The organism is Novosphingobium sp. NBM11 (assembly GCF_015390225.1).
In the GTDB taxonomy this organism is placed as follows: Bacteria; Pseudomonadota; Alphaproteobacteria; order Sphingomonadales; family Sphingomonadaceae; genus Novosphingobium.
Genome location: NZ_VUOG01000001.1, coordinates 2,107,304 through 2,130,671, shown reverse-complemented (window position 1 = coordinate 2,130,671; position 23,368 = coordinate 2,107,304). Strand labels below are relative to the sequence as shown.

The window sequence follows — 23,368 nt, the reverse complement described above, 5'->3', positions numbered from 1 at the left end:
GCGCGCGCCACGCTCTGCCAAGGAAAACCAAGCGAGGGGAACTGCGATGGATTTCACGCCACCCACCACCGACCAGGTGCTTGCCCTGCGCGTCAGCGCCGGGATCGACGAACTGGCGGCGCACGAACGCTTCGAGGCTGCCAGCCCCGATCTGGTGGAAGCCATCGTGGAAGGCATCGGAGCGCTGGCCGCCGGCGAATGGGCGCCGCTCAACCGGCTGGGCGATACCGAGGGCGCGAAATGGAACGATGGCACGGTAACGCTGCCCGCCGGCTTCGCCGACGCCTACCGCGCGTTCGTCGAGCAGGGCTGGAACGCGATCGCCGGGCCGGTCGATCACGGCGGACAGGGTCTGCCCTTCGCGCTGGCGACGTGCGTGCTCGAGACGCTGGGCGCGGCCAACATGGGCTTCGCCCTGCTGCCGATGCTCACCGTCGGCGCGATCGAGGCGCTGGATCACCACGGCAGCGAAGCCCAGAAGGCGCTCTATCTTCCCAAGCTGGTCAGCGGCGAATGGTCGGGCACGATGAACCTGACCGAGCCGCAGGCCGGGTCCGACGTGGGCGCGCTGCGCAGCACCGCCGTGCCGATCACCGAAGGCCCGCACGCCGGCAAGTACCGCATCGCCGGCACCAAGATCTTCATCACCTTCGGCGAGCATGACCTGGCCGAGAACATCATCCACCTGGTTCTCGCCCGCACTCCCGGCGCCCCGGCCGGCACGCGCGGCATCTCGCTGTTCATCGTGCCCAAGTTCCACGTCAACGCGGACGGCACCCCCGGCGCACGCAACGACGTGCGCAGCGTCTCGATCGAGCACAAGCTGGGCATCCACGCCTCGCCCACCTGCGTCATGTCCTATGGCGACCACGGCGAATGCATCGGCGAACTGGTAGGCCACGAGAACGAGGGCCTGAGGGCCATGTTCACGATGATGAACTCCGCCCGCATCAACGTGGGCAGCCAGGGTGTGCAGATCGCCGAACGCGCCTATCAGCAGGCACGGGCCTATGCGCGCGACCGCGTCCAGTCCGCGCGGGCAGGCGCGGCGGACAAGACGCCGGTGGCGATCATCGAACACCCCGACGTGCGCCGGATGCTGCTGCGGATGCGCGCGCTGACCGAAGGCGCGCGGGCGCTGCTCTATTACACCGCCGGCCAGATCGATCGCGGGACGCTGGGCGACGCGGCCGCGCAGAAGCGGGCGGAAGTGCTGGTGCCCATGCTCAAGGCCTGGGGCACCGATGTCGGCTGCGAGGTGACCAGTCTGGGCGTGCAGGTCCACGGCGGCATGGGCTTCATCGAGGAAACCGGCGCCGCGCAGCACTATCGCGACGCGCGCATCGCGCCGATCTACGAAGGCACCAACGGCATCCAGGCCGCCGACCTCGTCACCCGCAAGCTGGGTTACGACAACGGCGGCGTGCTGCAGGCGCTGATGGCCGACATCATCGCGGAAATGGAAGACGTACCCGAAGTCGCCGCGCTGGCGAGAGACGTGGCCGCGATCGCCACCTGGATGACCACCAGCGCCACGCTGGACGACCGGCTGGCCGGCAGCGTGCCGTTCACCACGATGTGCGCGGCGGCCGTGGCCGGCTGGCAGCTTGCCCGCCAGGCGCGAGCCACGGGCGATGACGCCAAGACGGCGGTGACGATGTTCTTCAACCGCACCATCGTGCCCGAAATGCGCGGCCTTGGCTCGGCGGCCATGGCGGGCGCGGCGCTGGTCTATCAGCTGGATACCGACGCGCTGCTGGCATGAGTGACCATACCCCCTTGCTGACCCGTATCGCCGAGGCGCTGGAACGGCTTGCGCCGCCCCCGCCGCCGCCCGTCGACTGGCTGGCGCACCCCGCCTACGTCTGGCTGGGGCGTACGGCCCGGCCGGTCGCCCGGCTGGAAGCGCCCGCGCTGGACCTGATGCACGGCATCGACTTCCAGAAGGGTGCGGTGGTCGAAAACGTGGCGCGCCTGGCGCAAGGCGCGGCCGCGCACGACATGCTGCTGTGGGGGTCGCGCGGCATGGGCAAGTCGGCGCTGCTGCGCGCCGCCACGCTGGCCGCGCAGACAGAACGGCCGGGCAGCATCGCGCTGGTGCAGGCCACGCCCGAGGCCGGCCTGGCCGACCTGTTCGCGCTGCTGCGGGGGATCGAGCGCCGCTTCCTGGTGTTCCTCGACGACCTCGGCTTCGACGCGGGCGACGCCGATGGCGCGCGCCGGCTGCGCAGCTGGCTGGAAGGTGGGGTGGAAGCGCGCCCCGCCAACGTGCGCCTTGCCGTCACTTCCAACCGCCGCGCCATCGTGGAACGCCATCTCAGCGAACAGGACGATCCGATCAACCCGCGCGACGTGGTCGACGACCGGCTGGCGCTGGCCGACCGGTTCGGGCTGTCACTGGGGTTCCACAATTGCTCGCAGGACGATTTCCTGGCGATCATTGGCGGATATGCCGCGCATTACGGGCTGGAATGGGAGCCGGCCGATGCGCTGGAGTGGTCACGCCGGCGCGGTGGCCGCTCCGGGCGCGTGGCCTGGCAATACGTGACCGAACTGGCCGGGCGGACCGGGCGCGCGCTGTAAGCCACACGCCCGGTGCCTTTCCCGCGCCTTACGGCTGCGGCTTGAGCAGGTCCGAATCTTCGTTCGGCTTGGCGATGAACTTGGCATCCGCCGGCGGCGGGGGCGGCATCGGCGTGGCCTTGATCGGCACGATCTCCGCCGCCGGCTTCGCGCCAGGGGCCACCACGCGCCAGATCACGCCGCCCACGTCGTCGCTGACCAGCAGCGCGCCGTCCTTCGCGAAGGCGACCCAGGTCGGTCGGCCATGCGCGCGGCCTTCCGCCGTGAGGAACCCGCTGAGAATCGGGGTCGGCGGGGTGGGCTTCACGTTGCCGCGATCGTCGAAGCCGACGAAGACGACGTCATAGCCCGAAAGCGGGCGGCGGTTCCACGAACCGTGGCGCGCGATGAATGCGCCCTGCGCGAAGCGTTCTCCCATCACGTTGCCACCGCGCGCAAACGCAAGGCCCAGCGGGGCGACGTGCGAACCCAGCGCGTATTCCGGCTTGCGCGTGTATTCGAGCATGTATTCGGGCATCGGCGCCTTCACGCGCCAGTCGATGTTCTTTTTCCAGTAGGCCCACGGCCAGCCGTACTGCGCGCCCAGCGGCACGTTGGTGAGGTAATCGGGCACGAGATCGGACCCGAGCATGTCGCGCTCGTTGACCACGGTCCACAGCTCGCCGCTGTGCGGATTCCAGTCGAGGCCATTGGGATTGCGCAGGCCGCCGGCGAATTCGCGGCTGCGGTGCTTGGCGAAATCGTACTCGTGGATCGCGGCGCGGCCCTTTTCCTGGTCGATGCCGTTCTCCGCGATGTTCGACGAGGAGCCGACGGTCACGTAGAGCTTGCCGCCATCGGCGCTGAGCAGCAGGTTGCGCGCCCAGTGGTTGCCGCCGCCGGGCAGGTCCATCAGCTTCTCGGGCTTGCCGGCAAGGTTGGTCTGGCCCAGCGCATAGGGGTACGACAGCACCGCGTTATGGTTGGCGATGATCAGGCGGCCGTCGCGGAACACCATGCCGAACGGCGAATCGAGCGCGGGATTGTCCATCACGAACTTCTGGTCGGCCTTGCCATCGCCATTGGTATCGCGCAGCAGCACGATCTTGTTGGGCGAAGGCCCGCCGGCGCCGACCTTGCGGAACAGCCAGTTCATCACCAGGCCCGTGATCCCGCCGGGGCCGCGGCCGGGAGGCGCGTTGGTTTCCGCCACCAGCACATCGCCATTGGATAGCACGGTCACCGCACGGGGATGATCCAGCCCGTCGGCGAAGCGGCCGACCGCCAGCCCCTGCGCCGCCACGGGCGCCTCGTTGGCTTTCCAGCCCACGGGTTCCGCCACCACGACCGTGGGTATGGTCTGCGCGCTGGGCTCGGCCAGCTTGGGCTTCGGCCCGGAAAGCTGGTCCAGCGTGTACTGTGCGGGATCACCCCGCATGGCCCAGGCGATGAAAAGGCCGCCCGCGACGACAACGACGAGCAGGCCGATGAGGATCTTGCGCAAAAGAGTCATGCGCACGAATCTAGGCGGCAAACGCCGTCCTGTCACCTGACAGCTTGCCCTCATTCCATTCCGCCCCGGCCGCCCTATATCAGGGGTATGTACGCCTTTGCCCCCAACGCCGGCGCTTCGACCGCCGAGATCCAAGCCGAGCTGCGCGAAGCGGCGGTGGCCATCACCGATAACGAGCCCGACGGCATCGCCAACATGGCCAATGTCGCCGCGCTGCTGGCGGAATTCCTGCCCGATCTCAACTGGGCCGGCTTCTACCGCATGGTGGAAGGCGAATTGGTGCTCGGCCCGTTCATCGGCAAGCCCGCCTGCATCCGCATCCCGCTGGATCGCGGCGTCTGCGGCGCGGCCGCGCGCTCCGGAACCACGCAGCGGGTGGAGGACGTCCACGCCTTTCCCGGCCATATCGCCTGCGATGCCGCCAGCCGGTCCGAACTGGTCGTACCCGTGATTCGCGGTGGCGCGGTCATCGCCGTGATCGACCTCGACAGCCCCCTGCCCGGACGGTTCAGCGCAGAGGACGCCGCCGGCATAGAAGCGCTGGCAGAGGCGATCGCGGAACGGATCTGAGAGAAAGAACCACCCGCCAATCTATCCCGTTTCGGCACAGCGCCGGGAGCGGCCTTGGTGCCCCCTGCCCGGCGATGATACGGTTCCGGAAACGTCCGGAATCCGGCCAGTCGCGCCGGCGCGCCGCAACAGGGGATCACGATGGCCCGAATCTACCAAGCACTTGCCGTTTCGCTCGCACTGGCAGGCGCCATGCCGGCCGTGGCCCACGAAGCGCCGCCCCCGCCGCCGCCCGCACCGCCCGGCGGCTGGTATGCTCCGGCGCCTTACGGCGCCGTGCCCGCCTGGCAGGGCGGCTATCCGGCAGCGCAGATGCCTGCCCCGCCGCCGGTGGACCCGGAATACCAGCGGATGCTGGATCGCTGCCGCGTCAACAATCCGGATAAGCACGTCGGCGGCACCCTGATCGGCGGCGCGGTGGGCGGATTGATCGGCAACCGTGTGGCCTCGGGCGATCGCGTGCTCGGCACCGTGGCCGGCGCGGCGGTTGGCGCGGTGGCCGGCAACGTGATCGACAAGGCCGAGGACAAGGGGCGGGACCGCGAATGCGAGGAATTCTTCCGTCGCTACGGCCCGCCGCAAGCCGCAGGCTATCCGGGCGGCTATGGCGCGGAATACCCGGGCTACGGCGGCGCCTATCCGGGATACGCGCCCTACGGCTACGTCATGGTGCCGGTGGTGATCCAGAACCAGCAGAAGCCCTGCGTCGAGACCACGACCGTGACCGAGGAATGGGTCAACGTTCCGGTCCGCCGCCGCGCGGTGCACCACCGCCCGGTCGTGCGCGACAAGCGCGTCAAGGAAAAGCGGGTCTACACCGGCAGCTGAGTACCCAGTGCCCGTCGTCTCAGCGAAAGCTGGGACCTCAGGCCGCTGTAGCGCATTTTCGACAGAACCGGCCCAGCCCCACGAGATCCCAGCTTTTGCTGGGATGACGGGCGACGTGGGCCGTGTTCCACGTGGAACGTGCTAGGGTCCTGATCCTACAGCTTGCGGCCGATCAGTTCCTTCATGATCTCGTTGGTGCCGCCGAAAATCCGCGTCACACGCGCGCTGCGCCATGCGCGGGCAATCGCGTACTCGTTCATGTAGCCCGCGCCGCCGTGGAGCTGCAGGCACTTGTCCATCACTTCCCACTGCAGCTCGGTATGCCACAGCTTGGCCGCCGCGCCCTCTTCCGGGGTCAGTTCGCGCTTGAGGTGGCGCGCCAGCGCCCAGTCGAGGTGCGCCCAGCCTACCTGCAGCTTGGCCTTGATGTCGGCCAGAGTGAAGCGGGTGTTCTGGAAATCGAGGATCGGCTTGCCGAACGCCTTGCGATCGCGGGTGAATTCCACGGTATCATCGAAGGCGCGCTGGGCCGACGCCTGCGCGCTGACCGCGATTGACAGGCGCTCCTGCGGCAGTTCGCTCATCAGGTAGATGAAGCCCTTGCCTTCCTCGCCCAGGCAGTTGGTGATCGGCACGCGCACGTCGTTGAAGAACAGTTCCGAGGTATCGGCTTCGTCCTGCCCGATCTTGTCGAGGTTACGGCCGCGTTCGAAGCCTTCGCGATCGGCCTCGACCAGCACGATCGACACGCCCTTCCACGCCGGCTGGACCTCCGTGTCGGTCTTGCAGCAGACCAGGATAAGGTCGGCGTTCTGGCCGTTGGTGATGTAGGTCTTCGATCCGTTGATGACGTAGTGGTTGCCGTCCTTCTTGGCCGTGGTGCGCATGCCCTGAAGGTCGGACCCGGTGCCGGGTTCGGTCATCGCGATCGCCGTGATCGTCTCGCCCGAGACCATGCGCGGCAGCCACTTCTTCTTCTGCTCTTCCGAGCCGTAGGAAATGAGATAGTTGGCGACGATATCAGACTGGAGCGAAAAGCCCGTGGTCACGCGGCCATAGTAGGCGCTTTCCTCGTCGACGATGGCGTTGTAGCCGAAATCGAGGCCCAGCCCACCGTATTCCTCGGGCACGGTGGGGCACAGCATGCCCAGTTCGCCGGCCTTGGGCCAGACTTCCTTGGGCACGATGCCGGCCTCCGCCCATTCGGCGGCGTGTGGCGCTATCTCGTCCTCCAGAAACCGGCGGACGGTCTGGCGGAAGGCTTCGTGATCCTCGTTGTACGCGGTGCGTGAAAGCGCATCGAGCGACATGGCATCTCTCCGGTTAGTCGTGGCCTTTCCCACAGGGATAAGCGCCGCCGCCAAGCCGGGTCAATCGCTATTTAATCGATCAGTTAAACTTTATGCACTGCCCTCCCGGGCAAGTCCGCGTCAGATGCCGCCGCCGGTAAGCCGCTGGCAGATCAGGTCGAGCTGGTCGAGCGTCTTGTAGCGGATCGTCACCGAACCCGAGCTGGGGTCGGCATCGGCGTTGATCATGACCTTGAGGCCCAGGAACTCCTCCAGATGCGCCTGCACCGCCGCAATATCGGCGCTTTGCGACGGATCACGCACCGCGCGCGCCTTGCGCTGCGCGCTTTCCGGGCGCCCGGCGCGCTTGGCCATGCGTTCCGCATCGCGCACCGAAAGCCCCTTCGCCACCACCTCGCGCGCGATGGGCAGCGGATCGGGCAGGGTTGCCAGCGCGCGCGCATGGCCCATCGAGATTTCGTCGCGCTGGACCATGTCCAGCACTTCCTCGGGCAAGCTGAGCAGGCGCATGAGATTGGCGACATGGCTGCGCGACTTGTCGACGAAGGTCGCGATTTCCTGCTGCGTCAGTCCATCCTGCTCGGACAGGCGCTGATAGGCGCGCGCCTCTTCCACCGGATTGAGATCCTCGCGCTGCAAATTCTCGATCAGCGCCAGCGCGACGACTTCGCGTTCATCGAGCTTGCGCACGATCGCCGGAATCTCGTGGACGCGCGCGCGCTGCGCCGCGCGCCAGCGGCGCTCACCAGCCACGAGCTGGTAGCGGCCCGCGCTCACAGGCCGCACGATCACCGGCTGGATCACACCCCGTTGCGCGATCGAGCGGGCCAGTTCCTCCAGCGCGTCTTCGTCGAAATGGCGACGCGGCTGATTGGGATCGGGTTCGATGTCCGACACGGAAAGCAGCGAAACTCCGCCTTCGCGCGGCAGTGCGGCCCCTTCCGGCGCGCCCGCCGAAACGCGGATCAGCGATTCCTCGCGCCGGGTTTCGCCGAGCAGCGCGCCCAGCCCCCGCCCCAGCGCCGCGCGCCGCACCGGCGCCGCTTTCACGCCATCACCGGTCATGCCGTCTTCGCTGCTCATGCAGCCTTCCTCCGTTCGGGCAGCCGGCCGATCAGTTCACGCGCCAGCTTCATGTAAGCCTGCGATCCGGGGCAGGCATGATCGTAGATCAGCGCGGGCAAGCCATGGCTCGGCGCCTCGGACAAACGGACGTTGCGCGGAATCACCGCCTCGAACACCAGATCGTGCAGGCAGGATCGCACGTCGTCTGCCACCTGATCGGTCAGGCGATTGCGCCGATCGAACATGGTGAGGACCACGCCCAGGATGCCGAGATCGGCGTTGAAGCGCTCCTGAACGCGCTCGACCGTCTGCAGCAACTGACTCAGCCCTTCGAGCGCGAAGAATTCGCACTGGAGCGGCACCAGCAGCGTATCCGCCGCGGTGAGCGCATTGAGCGTGAGCAGGCCGAGCGACGGCGGGCAATCGATAAGGCAGATATCATGCCCCGCCCCGCCCTGGGAAAGTGCGCCGCGCAACTTTCCGGTCCGGTCCTCGACGCTGACCAGCTCCACTTCCGCGCCCGAAAGATCGACCGTGGCGGGCACCAGATCGAGCCCCGGAATGCGCGTAGGCATCAGGCATTCGGCAACGGTCGCCTGATCGATCAGCAGATCATACGACGAACGTTCGCGCTCGTGCGAAGCGACGCCGATCCCGGTCGAGGCGTTTCCCTGCGGATCGAGATCGACCAGCAGCACTTTCCAGCCGGTGGCGGCCAGCGCGGTGGCGATGTTGATCGCGGTGGTGGTCTTGCCCACTCCGCCCTTCTGGTTGGCGACAGCGATGGTAATCATCGGCGAGTTTCCTTCCGGCGTTTGGCCTTTTGGACAACCGGGGGCTGGCCACCAAGCAGGCGACCAGCGATGACGCCCGCGTCGGGGTCTGTCAGCGATTGTTCCACGTGGAACATATGGCGCCAGGATTTCGGGAGCATGTCCAATTCATGCTTCGCCTTGGCCCCTTTGGGCAACAGCCAAAGCGTGTCTGGTGTGGAAAAGCGCGCAGAAAGAAGCAGCAGCTTGTCCAGCGGCGCAAACGCACGGGCTGAAATCACGCTGGCGATCAGTGCCGGCACATCTTCCACCCGCGCCAGAATGACTTCCACATTGGCCAGATCAAGCGCCGCCGCCGCGCGTTCGAGCCATTCGGTGCGCAGGCGCCGGGAATCGACCAGCGTGACGTGCCGCTCAGGCTGCAACGCCGCCACGACCAGCCCTGGAAAGCCAGCTCCGGTCCCCAGATCGAGCCACGGCCCCGCCGGCAATGTTTCACGTGGAACATCGAGCAGCTGCGCGCTGTCAACGATATGCCGCTGCCAGACGTGCGCCAGCGTGCCGCGCGCAACCAGATTCTGCCGTTCGTTCTCGGCGACGAGCAGGTCCGCCAGCCGGGTCAGCCGGGCCATGCCGGCGGCATCGACACCCAGCCGGTCGCGCAGCCAGGCTTGGGCATCCGCTTCGCTGGTGATCGTCATGCCGCGCGCCGCCGCGCGTGGACCAGTAGGCTGGCAAGCGCGGCCGGGGTGATCCCCGCGATCCGGCCCGCCGCCGCCAGCGTATCCGGCCGGGCACGCTGCAGGCGTTCGACCATCTCGTTCGAAAGGCCGGGCACCTCGGCGAAGGGAAAATCATCGCCGAGCGCGACCGCGTCGCTCGACCGCAATTCGCGCAGTTCCGCGTCCTGCCGCGCGAGATAGGGCGCATAGGCCGCGTCCTCCTCCACTTCCTCCACCAGCAGCGGATCGAACGCCCCGTCCCCCACCCATGGCTCCAACGCCGCGAGCGTGACTTCGGGGAAACGCAGCCACTCCATCAGGGATCGCCGGGTGCCGTCAGCCCGTACCGCGATCCCCGCGCGCACCAGCTCCGTCGGGGTGACGTCGGCGGCCAGCGCGCACTCCAGCCGTTCCCGCTGTTTACTGCGCGCTTCGAACCAGACCGCGCGTTCCTTCCCCACACACCCGGCCGCAAGGGCCAGCGGGGTCAGCCGGGTGGAGGCGTTGTTGGCGCGCAAACGCAGCCGATACTCCGCCCGCGCGGTCAACATGCGATAGGGCTCGCTGACGCCATGAAGCGTGAGGTCGTCGATCATCACGGCCATGTAGCTCGATGCCCGGTCCAGCGCCGCCGGCGCGCGGCCCAGCACGGCCGCCGCCGCGTGCATGCCCGCCACCAGCCCCTGCGCCGCCGCCTCCTCGTATCCGGTCGTCCCGTTGATCTGCCCGGCGCAATAAAGCCCCGGAATGGCCTTCACTTCCAGGCTGCGCCGCAGCGCGCGCGGATCGATGTGATCGTATTCCACCGCATAGCCGGGCACGGTGATCTCCACCCGCTCCAACCCTTCGATGCTGCGCATCATCGCCACCTGCACATCCGTCGGCAGCGAGGTGCTGACCCCGTTCGGGTAAACCGTGCGGTCGTCCAGCCCCTCCGGTTCGAGAAAGACCTGGTGCCCGTCGCGATCGCCGAAGCGGTGGATCTTGTCCTCGATCGACGGGCAATAGCGCGGCCCCTGCGCGCCGATCGCGCCCGTGAACAGCGGCGAACGGTCCAGTCCGCTGCGGATGATATCGTGCGTGCGCGCATTGGTGCGCGCGATCGCGCAGAACACCTGTGGCACCGTGCGCGCCGGCGTCAACGGAGACATCGTCCACGGCTCGGCGTCGCTCGGCTGCTCCGGCAACCGCGCCCAGTCGATCGTGCGGCCGTCCAGCCGGGGCGGCGTGCCCGTCTTCAGGCGCGCCATCGGCAGGTCGGCATCGCGCAACTGCGTGGCCAGCCGGTGCGCCGCGCTTTCGCCGATGCGGCCACCATCCATCCGCTCCTCGCCACGAAACAGCCGCCCTCCGAGGAAGGTGCCCGTACACAGCACGACCGCATCGGCCGCAAGCGCATCGCCGTTGCCCAGATCGATGCCCACCACGCGGCCACCCTGCATCCGCAAGGCCGCCGCTTCGCCCGCCACCACGGTGAGATTCGGTTGAGCCGCGATCATGCGCTGGATCGCGGCGCGGAACAGCTTGCGATCCGCCTGGACACGCGGCCCCTGTACCGCGCTGCCCTTGGAACGGTTGAGCATCCGGTAGTGAATCGCCGCCGCATCGGCCCCGCGCGCGATTAATCCGTCAAAGGCATCGACCTCGCGCACCAGATGGCCCTTGCCCAGCCCGCCGATCGCCGGATTGCAGCTCATCGCGCCTATGGTAGCGGGATCGAAACTCACCAGCGCCGTGCGCGCGCCCATCCGCGCCGAAACGGCGGCCGCCTCGACGCCGGCATGACCGCCGCCGACCACGATCACATCGAATTGCTGCATGGGATGCCCGTTACAGGAGAGCGGGACTCACGTCAAAGTGCATCGATGTTCCACGTGGAACATTGCGCTTCATTTGCCGATGCAGAACCGGCCAAACAGCGCGTCCAGCATGTCCTCGGTGCCGACACGCCCCACGAGCCGGTCGAGCGCCTGCCGGGCGAGGCGCAGCTCTTCCGCTGCCAGCAAGGGGTCCGGCATGGCCGCCGCCGCACCGAGAGCGGTCATCACCTCCCCCAGCAACCCCGCCTGGCGCGCATTCAGCGCCGCTTCGCCCGGAGCCGGCAACGCCGCGCGGGCATGATCCACCAACCCGGCGCGAAACGCCGACACGCCCTCCCCCGTCCGCGCCGAAAGCGCGAACCGCGCGCCGTGCTTGGCCTCCCGATCCGGACGGTCGATCCGTGTTTCGATTTCCCACAGCGAACGACCGGCAGGCCCGGCGCCCTCCGGGCCCAGCCACAGCACCAGATCCGCGCGCTCGGCTTCCGCCAGCGCGCGGGCGATGCCGATCCGTTCGATTTCGCCCGCGCCATCTTCGCGCAGGCCAGCCGTATCGATGAACGTGAAGGGCACGCCTTCAATCGCCACCGCGCGAACCAGAACATCGCGCGTGGTCCCCGGCTCGGCCGCCGTGATCGCTGCCTCGTCGTCGACCAAGGCGTTGAACAACGTGGATTTTCCCGCGTTTGGCGGGCCGGCCAGGACAACCCGGTAGCCCTCGCGCAAAGGCTCCGCGCGCGGCCGGGCGAGCCACGCCGCGAGATCGTCGGCCAGGGCACCCGCGTCCGCCGCGAAGCCGGCCGGGAGATCGGCTCCAACATCGTCCTCGTCCGAAAAATCGAGCGCGGCTTCCAGACGGGCCGAGAGCGCCAGCACCTTGTCGCGCCATCCAGCGACCAGACGCGACAACGCACCGTCCGCCATGGCCAGCGCGGCCCGCCGCTGCAACTCGGTCTCGGCGGTCAACAGATCGGCAAGCCCTTCCGCCTCGGCCAGATCGATGCGGCCGTTCGCGAAAGCGCGGCGGGTGAATTCGCCGGGCAACGCCTGGCGTAATTCAGGCAGTGCCGCCAGCGCGGCCAGAACGGCGGCGACCACCGCGCGGCCGCCGTGGAGATGAAGCTCCGCGCTGTCCTCGCCCGTCGCCGTGCGGGGACCGGGCAGCCACAGCACCATGGTATGATCGAGTTCGGTACCGCCGCGCGGATCGATCAACCGCACGAGCGCGGCGCGGCGCGGTGCCGGGAGTTTGCCGGCAAGCGCCCGCAAGCATTCCCCGGCGTGCGGTCCACTGATCCGGACAACCGCGATGCCGGCGGGCGGTTGACCGGAAGACAGGGCAAAGATCGTATCGGACATGCCGGCGTCTCTAAACACCCACGCGCGCGCTGTCGAACGCCGCAATGTTCCACGTGGAACATTCGGCACGCGCAGGATCAGTCGTCCTTCTTCTTGGAACCCGAAACCCCGGCCTTGAACCCGGCCATCGCCGCTCCCGCGCCCTGCTCCACGAACTGCTGGAACAGTTTGAGCCCCATCTCGCCCATTGGCGCGATCTGCTTGGCGTAGCCCTGGAGCTGATCGAGATTCGACACGCCCTGCATCGCCTTGGCGATGGCATCGATATAGACGTCGTTCGCCTTGGAGACATCGGGCAACCCCAGAAAGCGGCGCGCTTCTTCCGGCGTGCAGTCGATCTCGACCTGAACTTTCATGGAATTCTCCCGATCAACGATGCTTCAGAGTGTCACCGGAGCTTGGCAAAGTCCACTCGCGGGCCAAGCTCGGTATCGACCAACGCATGATATCCGCATGACAAACCAGTGAACAGGACGAACCACCATGGGTGAGATGACGAGAATTCCAGCTTATGACGGCCAGGACGCAATCCCCGTCTATGTCGCCACGCCCGCGACCGGGGCGAAGGCTGCCATCGTCGTTATTCCGGAAATCTTCGGTATCAACGCCGGCATCCGCAAGAAGTGCGATGACTGGGCCGCGCTCGGCTATGTCGCGCTGGCGCCGGACATCTTCTGGCGTTTCGCGCCCGGCGTCGAACTCGATCCCGATGTTCCGGAACAGCTGCAGGAAGCCTTCGGCTATTTCGGCCAGTACGATGCCGATCTGGGCGTGCAGGACATCGAAGCGGCGATCCGCTGGCTGCGCAAGGAGCGCGGCGTGGCCAAGGTGGGGCTGGTCGGGTTCTGCCTGGGTGGCCGCATGGCTTATATGGCCGCCGCGCGCACCGATATCGACGCTTCGGTCGGCTATTACGGCGTGATGATCGACCAGATGCTGGGCGAAGCCCATGCCATCGCCAATCCGCTGCTGCTGCACATTCCCACGGCGGATCACCTCGTCTCGCCCGAAGTGCAGGCAACGATCCACGCCGGGCTCGATCCGCATCCCAAGGTGACGCTCTACGACTACGAGGGGCTCGATCACGGTTTTGCCGCCGAAATGGGCAACCGCCGCGACGAGGAGGGTGCGCAACTCGCCGATGGCCGCACCCGCGCGTTCTTGGCGGAACACCTCGCCTAACCACACTTCGCTCCGGTTGCGCTCCATCAATGCGAGCGCAACCGGAAGAGGCAAAATCGGATCGGCAATCAAAAGGGGAGACGAAGCCAATGCAACTGGGACTGGCCGCCTGGCACCGCTACATGCTGGACAGCGATCCTGCGCTGCTGGAAGAGCTGATCGCGCCCGACGCGGTATTCCACTCCCCTGTGGTCCACACGCCCCAGGAAGGGCGCGAGAAAGTGCTGATGTACCTGACGGCGGCGGCCGGCGTCTTCGGCAACGGCACCTTCGCCTATGTCCGCGAACTGGTGGACGGACCGGAAGCCTGTCTTGAATTCACCGCGGAGATCGACGGGATCAAGGTCAACGGCATCGACCTGATCCGCTTCGATCTTGAAGGCCGGATCATCGATTTCAAGGTCATGGTCCGCCCGCTCAAGGCGATCAACGCCGTGTGGCAGAAGATGGCCGAGCAGCTCGAGAACACGTGATACGAAAGAGGGGGCTGCGCCCGATGGCGAAGCCCCCTTCGTTTCCTGTCCGCGTTGCGAACCGTTTTACTGGTTCATCGTCGCGAAGAAGTCTTCGTTGGTCTTGGAATCCTTCATCTTGTCGAGGAGGAATTCCATCGCGTCGACCGTGCCCATCTGCATGAGGATGCGGCGCAGCACCCACATCTTGGTGAGCTGATCCTTCGCCACCAGCAGCTCTTCCTTGCGCGTGCCGGACTTGCCGACATCCAGCGCCGGGAAGATGCGCTTGTCCGCCACCTTGCGGTCGAGCACGATTTCCGAGTTGCCGGTGCCCTTGAATTCCTCGAAGATCACTTCGTCCATGCGGCTGCCGGTATCGATCAGCGCGGTGGCGATGATCGACAGCGAGCCGCCTTCCTCGATGTTGCGCGCGGCACCGAAGAAGCGCTTCGGCCGCTGCAGCGCGTTGGCGTCGACACCGCCGGTCAGCACCTTGCCCGAGCTGGGGACAACGGTGTTGTAGGCGCGGCCAAGGCGCGTGATCGAATCCAGCAGGATCACAACGTCGCGCTTGTGCTCGACCAGGCGCTTGGCCTTCTCGATCACCATTTCGGCCACCTGGACGTGGCGGCTGGCGGGTTCGTCGAAGGTCGAGGAAATGACCTCGCCGTTCACCGAACGCTGCATGTCGGTCACTTCCTCGGGCCGTTCGTCGACGAGCAGCACGATCAGGAAGACTTCCGGATGGTTGTCGGTGATGGCCTTGGCCATGTTCTGCAGCAATACGGTCTTGCCGGTGCGCGGCGGCGCCACGATCAGCGCGCGCTGGCCCTTGCCCTGCGGGCTGACGAGATCGATCACGCGGGCCGACTTGTCCTTGACCGTGGGATCGAGCGTATCGAGCTTCAGGCGCTCGTTGGGATAGAGCGGCGTCAGGTTGTCGAAGTTCACGCGATGGCGGACCGCTTCGGGATCGTCGAAGTTGACCTTGATCAGCCGGGTGATCGCGAAATAGCGCTCGCCGTCCTTGGGCGCGCGCACTTCGCCTTCCACGGTATCGCCGGTGCGCAGGCCCCATTTGCGGACCTGGTTGGGCGAAACGTAGATATCGTCGGGGCCGGCCAGGTAGTTCGCTTCGGGCGAACGGAGAAAGCCGAAGCCATCGGGCAGGACCTCGATCGTGCCAATGCCGAGGATTTCCTCGCCATCTTCCGCCATCTCCTTGAGGATGGCGAACATCAGGTCCTGGCGGCGCATGGTCGATGCGCCTTCGACGCCAAGCTCTTCGGCCATTTCGACCAGCTCGGCGGGGGTTTTCTTCTTGAGTTCCTTGAGATGCATATTCTTGGGTTCCGGATGGAATACTGGGAATGGCCGGCGGACCTTGGGGCTTGGAGAAAGCGGGTCCGGTCGCTGCCATGGTGGCGCGACCTCCGATGCCGGACGCACAGCGCGATATGCCTTGCCTCGCGGCAAGTCAATCAGGACCGCAATGCGTCAAGGCTCAGAACGGCTTGAGAATCACCAGAATGACGATCAGCGCGGCGGTCACGCCCGGCACTTCGTTGATCATCCGCAGGCGCCTGCCCGAAAGCCGGCGTTCGCCCGCCGCCAGCGCGCGGGCGTAGCCCGCCAGCCAGAAATGGTAAGCCGTCAGCGCCAGCACAAGGGCCAGCTTGGCGTGGAACCAGCCCTGCTGGAATGCGCCGGTCGTCATCGCCAGCGCCAGACCAAGCACCCACACGACGACAAGCGACGGCCACAGGATGATTTTCAGCAGCTTGCGCTCGCGATCGATCCACACCGCGTTCTCGGGCGATCCAGGCGCCGCTTCCTGATGATAGACGAAGTAGCGCGGCAGCATGAACAGCCCGGCCATCCAGAATATCACGAAGATGATGTGGCCGGCCTTGAGCCAGAGATAGATCATCGCGAACACCTGCACCATGCGATCAAGGATAGCGCGTCAGCACGCATCCCGGAACGGGAGAATTGATCGGGAAAGCCTTTTGCCGCCGCTTGTCGGTAATGCAAGCCTCGAAAACCGCACCGTTATCCGGCCGGGATCGGCATCCCGCGCTCAGGCGCGGTGCGGACCGAACAGGATCACCGCGGCACCGGCAAGGCACAGCGCGGCGCCGCCCAGGTCCCAGCGATCCGGCCGCACGCCTTCGACGATCCACAGCCACAGCAAGGCGGACGTGATGTAGATCCCGCCATAGGCCGCATAGGCGCGCCCGGCGGCATCGCTGTCCACCAGCGTCAGCAACCACGCGAACAGGACCAGCGACGCGCAGCCGGGCACCAGCCACCACGCCGGCTTGCCCAGCCTGAGCCACGCCCAGAACGCGAAGCATCCCGTGATTTCGGCCAACGCCGCGCCCACAAAGACAAGCGGTGCGGGCATTACCCGATGCTCCTTACCGCGCCCTATCGCGCCATTACCGTGACTGCCCCCGCCGCCAGCCACGCACCACGGTCAGCAGGTGCTCGACATGTTCGATCGGCGTGAACTGGCCGATACCGTGGCCCAGGTTGAACACGTGCGGCCGGTCGGCGAACGCTTCGAGAATGCGGAACGTCTGCCGTTCCAGCTCGACCCCGCCCGCCAGCAGCAGCAGCGGATCGAGATTGCCCTGCACCGGCAGGTTTGCCGGCAGGTTCTTCGCCGCCCACAGCGGATCGATCGTTTCGTCGATGCCGATGGCGTCCACTTTCGTGCCCTGCGCATAGGCGACGAGCTTTTCGCCTGCGCCCTTGGGAAAGCCGATCAGCGGCACGTGCCGGTAGCGTTTGCGGATCGCGGCGGCGATGCGGGCATTGGGTTCGATCACCCAGCGTTCGAACTGCGCCGGGGAAAGGCTGCCAGCCCAGCTGTCGAACAGCTGGAGCCCTTCTGCGCCCGCTTCGACCTGTCCGGCGAGATATTCCACGGTCACGTCCACAATCGCGTCTATGATCGCCTGGAAGGCCACAGGATCGCGATAGGCGTAGGCGCGCGTGTCGTGCTGGTCGCGGCTGCCCTCGCCCGCCACCATGTACGTGGCGATCGTCCACGGCGATCCGGCAAAGCCCAGCAGGGTCTTGTCGCCTGACAGCTGGCTGCGCACCCGGCGCACGGTATCGTAGATCGGGGTGAGGCGTTCGGGCACGGCCCGCAGCGCGGAAAGCTGGGCATCGATCAGGCGCGGCGACAGGCGTGGCCCCTCGCCCGCCAGAAACTCCAGGTTCTGCCCCATCGCATAGGGCACGATCAGGATGTCCGAGAACAGGATCGCGCCATCGAAGCCGAAGCGCCGGATCGGCTGGAGCGTGATTTCCGCCGCGGCCTCGGCATCGTACACCAGCTCGAGAAATCCCCCCTTGGCAGCCCGCAAGGCCCGGTATTCGGGCAGATAGCGGCCCGCCTGGCGCATCAGCCAGACCGGGCGGGAATCAAGGTTTTCGCCGGAGAGCGAGCGGAGCAGCGGGCCGGGCATCGGTTCGGTCCAATCCTAAAAAATAGATTCTTTTAAAAAGGATGATGGAATCTGTTGTGCTGTGGATAGCGGGGATGAGCGCGCTCTGCCCGATTTGTGCCGGGGCCTCCACAAAAAAGCGTGGCCCGACTCTGCGCGCTCGGTGGTCAAGGCGAAGTTATCCCCGCAGTCCCCAGCCTGTGGGGAAGGCTTTCCACCTGTCGGCAAACCGCTTGTGGATCGGCCGGTTGCGGGGGTGAAATGGCAGGCCGAACTTGTCGTCGCATTCCTCCCGTGGTTTATCCTAGCGCTGTCCACAGCCTCATCCCGGGGCGCTGGAAAAGACGGGGAAACGGGCCACGATGACGCGGCTGCATCTGCACCTCCTGTCGGATTCCACCGGCGAAACGCTCGAGATGATCGCCAAGGCGGCGCTCGCGCAGTTCGACGATGCCGATATCGTCCGCCACTTCTGGCCGATGGTCCGCTCGCAGCAGCATCTCGACCGCATCATGGGGGAAATCGCCGCCAATCCGGGGCTTGTCCTGTTCACGCTGGTCAACGCGGAAACGCGCGAGCGGCTGGAGCAGCGCTGCGCCGCGCTCGGTCTGCCCAGCGTGGCCGCGCTTGATGCGGTGACCGACGCGCTGGAGGAGCAGCTTGGCCAGGAAGCGAAGGCACGGCCGGGCCGTCAGCACATGATGGACGAAGCCTATTTCGCCCGGGTCGATGCCATTCAGTTCACGATCGCGCATGATGACGGGGTGGGCTGGGAAAACTGGGAACAGGCCGACATCCTTCTGGCCGGCGTTTCGCGCTCGTCCAAGACGCCGACGTCAATTTACCTCGCCAACCGGGGATACAAGGTGGCGAACATTCCGATTGTCGTGGAAAGCCCGCCCCCTTCTTCGCTGTTCAATCTGCGCCGGCCGCTGGTGGTGGGGCTGACGACATCGCCCGAACGGCTGATCCAGGTCCGGCGCAACCGGCTCCTCTCGCTCAACCAGTCGCCTGAAACGGCCTATGTGAACAGCGATCAGGTCGCGCGTGAAGTCCAATACGCCCGGCGGATGTTCGCGGACAACGGCTGGCCGGTGATTGACGTTTCGCGCCGCTCGATCGAGGAGACGGCGGCGGCGGTGATCAACCTCTACAACGAACGCCAGGCTGCCGGTGGTTCGGAAACGCCCGGATCCAAGCCGATCTGACCGGGAATTGCACGCGGATCCCCGCCGATCCGCACAGGAGAAGCCTGCCATGATAGTCCTCGCCTCGCAAAGCGCCTCGCGCAAGGCCATGCTCGATGCCGCCGGTATCGCTTACGAAGCGCGATCGTCCGATGTCGACGAAGGCGCGATCAAGCGCGAGCTGATCGGGGTGCCGGGCGGCGATGTCGCGACGATCCTGGCCGAAGCCAAGGCCCTGCCCGTTTCCGTCGGCGTACCCGGCAAGCTCGTGCTCGGCGGCGATTCGCTGGTCGAAGTGGGTGGTCGGCAGTTCGACAAGCCAGTGAGCCGCGAGCAGGCGGCCGAACACCTGCGGTTCTTTTCCGGCCAGCGGATGAACCTGCACAGCGCCGCCGTGCTGGTGCGCGACGGGATGACGGTGTGGCGTCACTGCGAGACCGCCCGGCTTGATGTTCGACAGCTTTCGGACAGCTTTATCGACAGCTATCTCAACAGGGAATGGCCCGCCGTTTCGGGCTGTGTCGGCGTGTTCCGGATCGAGGCGCTGGGCGTGCAGCTGTTCGAACGGATCGAAGGAAGCCACTTCACCGTGCTGGGAATGCCGCTATTGGCCGTTCTGGCTGCGCTGCGCGCGCAGGGAGAGCTGGAAGCCTGAGAAAGGGCCGTAACGTGGCGATCAGACCCTATGCAGAGGTAATTGGCGATCCCATAACGCAATCGAAGTCGCCCGTTATTCACAATTTCTGGCTGAAGCAGCTGAAAATCAACGCTGTGTATAACGCCTGTCACGTAACGGAGGGCGATTTGGCGGCCTATTTGGCCGATCGCCGTAACGACGAGGCCTGGCGCGGCTGTAACGTTACGATGCCGCACAAGCAAACGGTGATTCCGTTACTCGATCGGCTCGATTCCGGGGCCGAAAGGATCGGCGCGGTCAACACGATCGTGCGTGAACGTAACGGGATTCTGGTTGGCCGTAACACCGATGCACCCGGATTCCTCGAACCGTTACGCCCGTTACTCGACAAAACGCACCTTTTCCGGATGGGGCGCGTGCTGGGCACCGGCGGAGCGGCGCGCGCGATCGTTACGGCATTGGCGGACGAACACATGGTAATCGTGCTGGCCGGCAGAAATCCGGCAAAAGCGCGGGCGTTACTCGATGAACTGGACCCCGGCGGCGAACACCACGCGGTCGATATCGCGCACTTCGAATCTGTAACGGATTTTGCCTTCGACGACCGTGCCGGGTGCCTCGATCTGGTGGTTAACGCCTCTTCGCTGGGGATGAGCGGCCAACCACCCCTGCTTTTCGACATGAGCCACGCGCCGCCGGGCAGCGTGTTCTACGATATCGTTACGTCACCGCTCGAAACGGACTTCCTCAAGGCAGCAAAGGCCGCCGGGTTCCGCACGGTGGACGGCCTGTCGATGCTGATCGGGCAGGCGGACCATGCCTTCGCCCATTTTTTCGGCACGCGGCCGCCGCGTGATGGCGATGCTCTGTTGCGCCAGGAGATTGCAGGATGAGCCGGCCTTTCATTCTCGGCCTGACCGGCTCGATCGGGATGGGCAAGTCCGCCGTGGCGCTGATGTTGCGCGAACTGGGCGTGCCGGTGTTCGATGCGGACGCGGCGGTTCATGCGCTGCAAGGGCCGGGCGGTGCGCTCGTCCCGGCGATCGAGGCGGCCTTCCCCGGGACTACCGGTCCCGAGGGGGTGTTGCGGCAGGAACTGGGCGCGCGTGTGTTCGGCAATCCCGGGGCGCTCGCCCGGCTGGAAGCGATCGTCCACCCCGCCGTGGGCCGGATGCGCGAAGCGTTCCTGATCGAACATGCCGGGCAGCCGATCGTGGTGTTCGACATTCCGCTGCTGTTCGAAAAGGAGCATGGTGCCGGGCTCGACGCGGTGATGGTCGTGTCGGCTCCCGCCGCGGCGCAACGCGCGCGCGTGCTGGCGCGACCGGGCATGACGCCAGACAAGTTCGCCCATATTCTCGACCTGCAAGTACCGGATGCGGAAAAGCGCGCCCGCGCTGATTTCATCGTCGATACCGGCGTGACGCTGGAGGAAACGCGCGCGCAGGTTGCCGCGCTGATCGAGCGCATCCGTAGCGGCGCGTGGCAAAAAAACCCGCGTTGAAGCCTTGCCAGTGCCCGGCGACGGGTCAATATACCTAGAGTCGGATGACATCAGCTCGATCCATATCCTGAGTTGAGTAGGTAATTGCGGCATTCGGCGGGGCTGAAGGCGTCGAGCAAGGAGCCGATACGGCGCCAGGTTGCATCGTGGGTACGTTCTGCGGCCTTGCGCATCAGGTGCTTGAGTTTGGCGAAGACCTGCTCGATCGGATTGAGATCGGGGCTGTATGGCGGCAGGAACAGGAGCTTGGCGCCAGCGCTCCGGATCGCCTTGCGGATGGCGGGGCGTTTGTGACTGCTCAGATTGTCCATGATGACGACGTCGCCGGGCGAGAGCGTCGGCACCAGGAACTGCTCGACATAGTCGGTGAAGCTCTGGCCGTTGACCGGCTGGTCGAGCACGCACGGGGCGTCGATCCGGTCACAGCGGAGCGCCGCGAGGAAGGTCATCGTGCGCCAATGGCCATAGGGCACCTTGGCATGGAGCCGTTGACCGACGGGCGCCCAGCCGCGCAACGGCGCCATGTTGGTCTTCGCCCAGGTCTCGTCGATGAAGACGAGACGAGCTGGATCAAGCAGGCCTTGATACTTCTTCCACTGCTCGCGCCGCCTTGCGATCGCGGGCCGGAGCTGCTCGGCGGGCAGCACGCTTTTTTTTGAAGCTCAGCCCCTCGGCATGAACAAAGCGCCAGACCTGAACATAATCGACCTTCACGCCGCGTTCGGCCAGCTCGGCCACCAGCCCGCGTAGCGTGAAGTCCTTGGCGGCGCGCTCCAGCAACCAGTCGCGATTGGCCCCGGACAGAATGTTAGGCTTGTGGCCCCCCATCTGACCTGGCGCCGCGCTGCCCGTCTCTCGGACACGTTGAACCCATTTGATCGCAGAACTCGCCGCGACCCCAAAGCGCTTCGCTGCCGTGTGGCGCGACATCCCGTCCTCAATCACCGCCGCCACCACCCGCTCGCGCAGGTCCATCGAATAGGGTTTCGCCATGCTCGCTGGCCTCCAATCCCAGCCAGCATCTTGAATCAGAAAATCATCTCAAAGGGAATCCCACTCGATTCAGCCAAACGTCATCCCGCTCTAGTGATGCGTGAGATCGTCTTCGACACGGAAACGACCGGTCTCGATCCCCGGAGCGGTGATCGGCTGGTGGAGATCGGCTGCATCGAAATGGTCAACCGGGTGCCTACCGGGGCCGTGTTTCATGCCTATTTCAATCCCGAGCGCGGCATGCCGGCCGAGGCGGAAGCCGTCCACGGCCTGTCCGAGGCGTTCCTGTCCGACAAGCCCAAGTTCGGGGAACGGGCGGAGGAACTGATCGCCTTCCTGGGCGACAGTCCTCTGGTGGCGCACAACGCCGGTTTCGATTTCGGCTTCCTCAATCACGAACTGGCGGCCTGCGGGCTGGAAGCGGTGGACCGCGATCGCATGGTCGATACGGTCGCCATCGCCCGGCGCAAGCATCCCGGCGCCAAGCTTTCACTGGATGCGCTGTGCACGCGCTATGGCATCGACCGGAGCCATCGCACCAAGCACGGCGCCTTGCTGGACGCGGAACTGCTGGCGCAGCTCTACGTCGAACTCATGGGTGGGCGGCAGATCGGCCTGGAACTGGCCGCAGAGGCGGCCGCTTCCGTGCAGACGGAAGAACTGGCCATCGCCGCTGTCACCCGCGTCTTCCGCACGCCCCGGCCCCATGCCGCGAGCGAGGCGGAACTGGCCCGCCATGCCGAATTCATGGCGGGTTTTAGCGATCCCCTCTGGTCGCGCTAGCGGCCGGCGCGGGATCGCCTCAAGCGAGGAGAAGGTTTTTATGGATATTCGCGTTTCGGGCCATCAGGTCGAGACCGGCGCCGCGCTCCAGGCTCATGCCGAGGAGCGGCTGACGGGCGTCGTCGGCAAGTACTTTTCCCGCGCGCTTTCCTCGCAAGTCACGCTTGGCAAGGGGCCGCACGGTGGTTTCCGATGCGATATCGTGACGCATGTGACGCAGGGACTGATCCTGAAGGGCAGCGCGATCGCCCAGGATGCCCACGCGGCGGTCGATCAGTCGGCCGAAAAGATCGACAAGCAGCTGCGCCGCTACAAGCGGCGGATCAACGCTCGGCAGGACCAGGCCGACCACGCCCGGCGCGCGGAAGAAGCGGCCTACACCGTGTTCGTGGTCGAAGAGACCGAGGAAGAGCCCGAAGTCGCCGATGCGCCGCTGGTGATCGCCGAAACGCGCGTTGACGTGCCCACCGCAACCGTTTCCGACGCGGTGATGATGCTCGATCTGCGCAATACCAACGCGCTGCTGTTCAAGAACGCGGGCACCGGCGTTCACAACATGGTCTATCGCCGTGGCGATGGGTCGATCGGCTGGGTCGAACCCGCCAAGTAGAGGCTATCGGTCATGGCTTCCCGCCATTTTAGGCGGG

At 66.1% G+C, this 23,368-nt stretch carries 25 protein-coding genes; 12 read left to right on the top strand and 13 right to left on the bottom strand.

Annotated elements, in window-relative coordinates; translation table 11 throughout:
* Window positions 1–46: 46 nt before the first annotated feature.
* Together F1640_RS10185 and F1640_RS10180 are read left to right on the top strand one after the other, a co-directional pair.
* A complete protein-coding gene (locus F1640_RS10185; RefSeq protein ID WP_194919022.1) occupies window positions 47–1,765 on the top strand; it encodes an acyl-CoA dehydrogenase in 1,719 nt (572 codons plus the stop codon).
* Entirely contained in the window at window positions 1,762–2,583 is an 822-nt protein-coding gene (locus tag F1640_RS10180) for a DUF815 domain-containing protein (RefSeq protein WP_124810384.1), read from the top strand. Before F1640_RS10185 ends, F1640_RS10180 begins: the two co-directional genes overlap by 4 nt.
* A gap of 28 nt (window positions 2,584–2,611) precedes the next feature.
* Here F1640_RS10180 and F1640_RS10175 read toward each other — a convergent pair whose 3' ends face one another.
* Window positions 2,612–4,075 carry a sorbosone dehydrogenase family protein gene (locus F1640_RS10175; RefSeq protein WP_124810383.1) on the bottom strand — a complete coding sequence of 488 codons (1,464 nt, stop codon included), beginning with the start codon at window positions 4,073–4,075 and terminating at the stop codon, window positions 2,612–2,614.
* Window positions 4,076–4,162: 87 nt separating this feature from the next.
* On the opposite strand from F1640_RS10175, the gene F1640_RS10170 reads away from it, so the two are divergent.
* Both F1640_RS10170 and F1640_RS10165 read left to right on the top strand, forming a co-directional pair.
* Complete coding sequence (locus F1640_RS10170) at window positions 4,163–4,645, top strand: GAF domain-containing protein (protein WP_124810382.1); 483 nt, start codon at window positions 4,163–4,165, stop codon at window positions 4,643–4,645.
* Window positions 4,646–4,786: 141 nt separating this feature from the next.
* Complete coding sequence (locus tag F1640_RS10165) at window positions 4,787–5,473, top strand: glycine zipper 2TM domain-containing protein (protein ID WP_255530336.1); 687 nt, start codon at window positions 4,787–4,789, stop codon at window positions 5,471–5,473.
* A gap of 155 nt (window positions 5,474–5,628) precedes the next feature.
* Here F1640_RS10165 and F1640_RS10160 read toward each other — a convergent pair whose 3' ends face one another.
* The 7 genes from F1640_RS10160 to F1640_RS10130 form a co-directional block, all read right to left on the bottom strand.
* Window positions 5,629–6,783 (bottom strand): acyl-CoA dehydrogenase family protein, encoded by a 1,155-nt coding sequence (locus F1640_RS10160; protein ID WP_124810381.1) that lies wholly within the window; start codon window positions 6,781–6,783, stop codon window positions 5,629–5,631.
* Between the two features lie 120 nt (window positions 6,784–6,903).
* Window positions 6,904–7,866: a ParB/RepB/Spo0J family partition protein gene (locus F1640_RS10155; RefSeq protein WP_370449694.1), complete on the bottom strand. Its 963-nt coding sequence runs from the start codon at window positions 7,864–7,866 to the stop codon at window positions 6,904–6,906.
* On the bottom strand, window positions 7,863–8,642 hold the full coding sequence (locus F1640_RS10150) for a ParA family protein (protein ID WP_125954259.1): 780 nt from the start codon (window positions 8,640–8,642) through the stop codon (window positions 7,863–7,865). Before F1640_RS10150 ends, F1640_RS10155 begins: the two co-directional genes overlap by 4 nt.
* Window positions 8,639–9,322, bottom strand: a complete 684-nt coding sequence (gene rsmG, locus F1640_RS10145; protein WP_194919020.1) for a 16S rRNA (guanine(527)-N(7))-methyltransferase RsmG — start codon at window positions 9,320–9,322, stop codon at window positions 8,639–8,641. Before rsmG ends, F1640_RS10150 begins: the two co-directional genes overlap by 4 nt.
* The gene (gene mnmG / locus F1640_RS10140; protein ID WP_194919018.1) at window positions 9,319–11,163 is read right to left on the bottom strand and encodes a tRNA uridine-5-carboxymethylaminomethyl(34) synthesis enzyme MnmG; all 1,845 of its coding nucleotides are present in this window, start codon (window positions 11,161–11,163) and stop codon (window positions 9,319–9,321) included. The genes rsmG and mnmG overlap by 4 nt, the downstream gene beginning before the upstream one ends.
* Before the next feature lie 69 nt (window positions 11,164–11,232).
* A complete protein-coding gene (mnmE, locus tag F1640_RS10135; protein WP_194919016.1) occupies window positions 11,233–12,522 on the bottom strand; it encodes a tRNA uridine-5-carboxymethylaminomethyl(34) synthesis GTPase MnmE in 1,290 nt (429 codons plus the stop codon).
* Between the two features lie 77 nt (window positions 12,523–12,599).
* Window positions 12,600–12,878 (bottom strand): DUF6489 family protein, encoded by a 279-nt coding sequence (locus tag F1640_RS10130; RefSeq protein WP_124810376.1) that lies wholly within the window; start codon window positions 12,876–12,878, stop codon window positions 12,600–12,602.
* Window positions 12,879–13,005: 127 nt separating this feature from the next.
* Here F1640_RS10130 and F1640_RS10125 point away from each other — a divergent pair, with 127 nt between their 5' ends.
* Both F1640_RS10125 and F1640_RS10120 read left to right on the top strand, forming a co-directional pair.
* Entirely contained in the window at window positions 13,006–13,704 is a 699-nt protein-coding gene (locus F1640_RS10125) for a dienelactone hydrolase family protein (protein ID WP_124810375.1), read from the top strand.
* A gap of 89 nt (window positions 13,705–13,793) precedes the next feature.
* Window positions 13,794–14,177 carry a nuclear transport factor 2 family protein gene (locus tag F1640_RS10120; protein ID WP_124810374.1) on the top strand — a complete coding sequence of 128 codons (384 nt, stop codon included), beginning with the start codon at window positions 13,794–13,796 and terminating at the stop codon, window positions 14,175–14,177.
* Between the two features lie 66 nt (window positions 14,178–14,243).
* Here the strand turns inward: F1640_RS10120 and rho are convergent, their stop codons facing one another.
* From rho to hemE, 4 genes are all read right to left on the bottom strand, one after another.
* Window positions 14,244–15,500 (bottom strand): transcription termination factor Rho, encoded by a 1,257-nt coding sequence (rho, locus tag F1640_RS10115; protein ID WP_124810373.1) that lies wholly within the window; start codon window positions 15,498–15,500, stop codon window positions 14,244–14,246.
* Window positions 15,501–15,663: 163 nt separating this feature from the next.
* Window positions 15,664–16,107 (bottom strand): CopD family protein, encoded by a 444-nt coding sequence (locus F1640_RS10110; RefSeq protein ID WP_124810372.1) that lies wholly within the window; start codon window positions 16,105–16,107, stop codon window positions 15,664–15,666.
* A 132-nt stretch (window positions 16,108–16,239) separates the two neighbouring features.
* Window positions 16,240–16,566: a YnfA family protein gene (locus tag F1640_RS10105; RefSeq protein ID WP_136956227.1), complete on the bottom strand. Its 327-nt coding sequence runs from the start codon at window positions 16,564–16,566 to the stop codon at window positions 16,240–16,242.
* Window positions 16,567–16,600: 34 nt separating this feature from the next.
* The gene (hemE, locus tag F1640_RS10100; protein WP_194919014.1) at window positions 16,601–17,638 is read right to left on the bottom strand and encodes a uroporphyrinogen decarboxylase; all 1,038 of its coding nucleotides are present in this window, start codon (window positions 17,636–17,638) and stop codon (window positions 16,601–16,603) included.
* A 341-nt stretch (window positions 17,639–17,979) separates the two neighbouring features.
* Here hemE and F1640_RS10095 point away from each other — a divergent pair, with 341 nt between their 5' ends.
* From F1640_RS10095 to coaE, 4 genes are read left to right on the top strand one after another with little or no spacing between them, the layout of a single operon-like run.
* Window positions 17,980–18,825 carry a pyruvate, water dikinase regulatory protein gene (locus F1640_RS10095; protein ID WP_124810369.1) on the top strand — a complete coding sequence of 282 codons (846 nt, stop codon included), beginning with the start codon at window positions 17,980–17,982 and terminating at the stop codon, window positions 18,823–18,825.
* 49 nt (window positions 18,826–18,874) lie between these two features.
* Window positions 18,875–19,459, top strand: a complete 585-nt coding sequence (locus F1640_RS10090; RefSeq protein WP_124810368.1) for a nucleoside triphosphate pyrophosphatase — start codon at window positions 18,875–18,877, stop codon at window positions 19,457–19,459.
* A gap of 20 nt (window positions 19,460–19,479) precedes the next feature.
* The gene (locus tag F1640_RS10085) at window positions 19,480–20,334 is read left to right on the top strand and encodes a shikimate dehydrogenase (RefSeq protein WP_194921341.1); all 855 of its coding nucleotides are present in this window, start codon (window positions 19,480–19,482) and stop codon (window positions 20,332–20,334) included.
* The gene (gene coaE, locus F1640_RS10080; RefSeq protein ID WP_124810367.1) at window positions 20,331–20,945 is read left to right on the top strand and encodes a dephospho-CoA kinase; all 615 of its coding nucleotides are present in this window, start codon (window positions 20,331–20,333) and stop codon (window positions 20,943–20,945) included. The genes F1640_RS10085 and coaE overlap by 4 nt, the downstream gene beginning before the upstream one ends.
* 50 nt (window positions 20,946–20,995) lie before the next feature.
* Here the strand turns inward: coaE and F1640_RS10075 are convergent.
* Window positions 20,996–21,938 (bottom strand): IS630 family transposase gene (locus tag F1640_RS10075; protein ID WP_375336175.1). Its coding sequence is split into 2 segments (ribosomal slippage): window positions 20,996–21,587 and window positions 21,586–21,938, totalling 945 coding nucleotides; the frame shifts between segments, so codons are not numbered across the junction.
* A gap of 96 nt (window positions 21,939–22,034) precedes the next feature.
* Between F1640_RS10075 and dnaQ the strand changes: the two genes are divergently transcribed.
* Together dnaQ and hpf are read left to right on the top strand one after the other, a co-directional pair.
* Window positions 22,035–22,721: a DNA polymerase III subunit epsilon gene (gene dnaQ / locus F1640_RS10070; protein ID WP_124810366.1), complete on the top strand. Its 687-nt coding sequence runs from the start codon at window positions 22,035–22,037 to the stop codon at window positions 22,719–22,721.
* A 40-nt stretch (window positions 22,722–22,761) separates the two neighbouring features.
* Entirely contained in the window at window positions 22,762–23,331 is a 570-nt protein-coding gene (gene hpf, locus F1640_RS10065) for a ribosome hibernation-promoting factor, HPF/YfiA family (RefSeq protein WP_124810365.1), read from the top strand.
* The last annotated feature ends 37 nt before the right edge of the window (window positions 23,332–23,368 follow it).

What these genes read in the sequence shown, in the direction of transcription:
- mnmG (WP_194919018.1), bottom strand. Translation starts at nt 11,163, where the DNA reads ATGCAGCAATTCGATGTGATCGTGGTCGGCGGCGGTCATGCCGGCGTC.
- F1640_RS10185 (WP_194919022.1), top strand. Translation starts at nt 47, where the DNA reads ATGGATTTCACGCCACCCACCACCGACCAGGTGCTTGCCCTGCGCGTC.
- hemE (WP_194919014.1), bottom strand. Translation starts at nt 17,638, where the DNA reads ATGCCCGGCCCGCTGCTCCGCTCGCTCTCCGGCGAAAACCTTGATTCC.
- F1640_RS10170 (WP_124810382.1), top strand. Translation starts at nt 4,163, where the DNA reads ATGTACGCCTTTGCCCCCAACGCCGGCGCTTCGACCGCCGAGATCCAA.
- rsmG (WP_194919020.1), bottom strand. Translation starts at nt 9,322, where the DNA reads ATGACGATCACCAGCGAAGCGGATGCCCAAGCCTGGCTGCGCGACCGG.
- F1640_RS10130 (WP_124810376.1), bottom strand. Translation starts at nt 12,878, where the DNA reads ATGAAAGTTCAGGTCGAGATCGACTGCACGCCGGAAGAAGCGCGCCGC.
- F1640_RS10110 (WP_124810372.1), bottom strand. Translation starts at nt 16,107, where the DNA reads ATGGTGCAGGTGTTCGCGATGATCTATCTCTGGCTCAAGGCCGGCCAC.
- F1640_RS10090 (WP_124810368.1), top strand. Translation starts at nt 18,875, where the DNA reads ATGATAGTCCTCGCCTCGCAAAGCGCCTCGCGCAAGGCCATGCTCGAT.
- dnaQ (WP_124810366.1), top strand. Translation starts at nt 22,035, where the DNA reads ATGCGTGAGATCGTCTTCGACACGGAAACGACCGGTCTCGATCCCCGG.
- mnmE (WP_194919016.1), bottom strand. Translation starts at nt 12,522, where the DNA reads ATGTCCGATACGATCTTTGCCCTGTCTTCCGGTCAACCGCCCGCCGGC.
- F1640_RS10155 (WP_370449694.1), bottom strand. Translation starts at nt 7,866, where the DNA reads ATGAGCAGCGAAGACGGCATGACCGGTGATGGCGTGAAAGCGGCGCCG.
- F1640_RS10175 (WP_124810383.1), bottom strand. Translation starts at nt 4,075, where the DNA reads ATGACTCTTTTGCGCAAGATCCTCATCGGCCTGCTCGTCGTTGTCGTC.
- F1640_RS10105 (WP_136956227.1), bottom strand. Translation starts at nt 16,566, where the DNA reads ATGCCCGCACCGCTTGTCTTTGTGGGCGCGGCGTTGGCCGAAATCACG.
- F1640_RS10120 (WP_124810374.1), top strand. Translation starts at nt 13,794, where the DNA reads ATGCAACTGGGACTGGCCGCCTGGCACCGCTACATGCTGGACAGCGAT.
- F1640_RS10180 (WP_124810384.1), top strand. Translation starts at nt 1,762, where the DNA reads ATGAGTGACCATACCCCCTTGCTGACCCGTATCGCCGAGGCGCTGGAA.
- F1640_RS10125 (WP_124810375.1), top strand. Translation starts at nt 13,006, where the DNA reads ATGGGTGAGATGACGAGAATTCCAGCTTATGACGGCCAGGACGCAATC.
- coaE (WP_124810367.1), top strand. Translation starts at nt 20,331, where the DNA reads ATGAGCCGGCCTTTCATTCTCGGCCTGACCGGCTCGATCGGGATGGGC.
- rho (WP_124810373.1), bottom strand. Translation starts at nt 15,500, where the DNA reads ATGCATCTCAAGGAACTCAAGAAGAAAACCCCCGCCGAGCTGGTCGAA.
- hpf (WP_124810365.1), top strand. Translation starts at nt 22,762, where the DNA reads ATGGATATTCGCGTTTCGGGCCATCAGGTCGAGACCGGCGCCGCGCTC.
- F1640_RS10095 (WP_124810369.1), top strand. Translation starts at nt 17,980, where the DNA reads ATGACGCGGCTGCATCTGCACCTCCTGTCGGATTCCACCGGCGAAACG.
- F1640_RS10160 (WP_124810381.1), bottom strand. Translation starts at nt 6,783, where the DNA reads ATGTCGCTCGATGCGCTTTCACGCACCGCGTACAACGAGGATCACGAA.
- F1640_RS10150 (WP_125954259.1), bottom strand. Translation starts at nt 8,642, where the DNA reads ATGATTACCATCGCTGTCGCCAACCAGAAGGGCGGAGTGGGCAAGACC.
- F1640_RS10165 (WP_255530336.1), top strand. Translation starts at nt 4,787, where the DNA reads ATGGCCCGAATCTACCAAGCACTTGCCGTTTCGCTCGCACTGGCAGGC.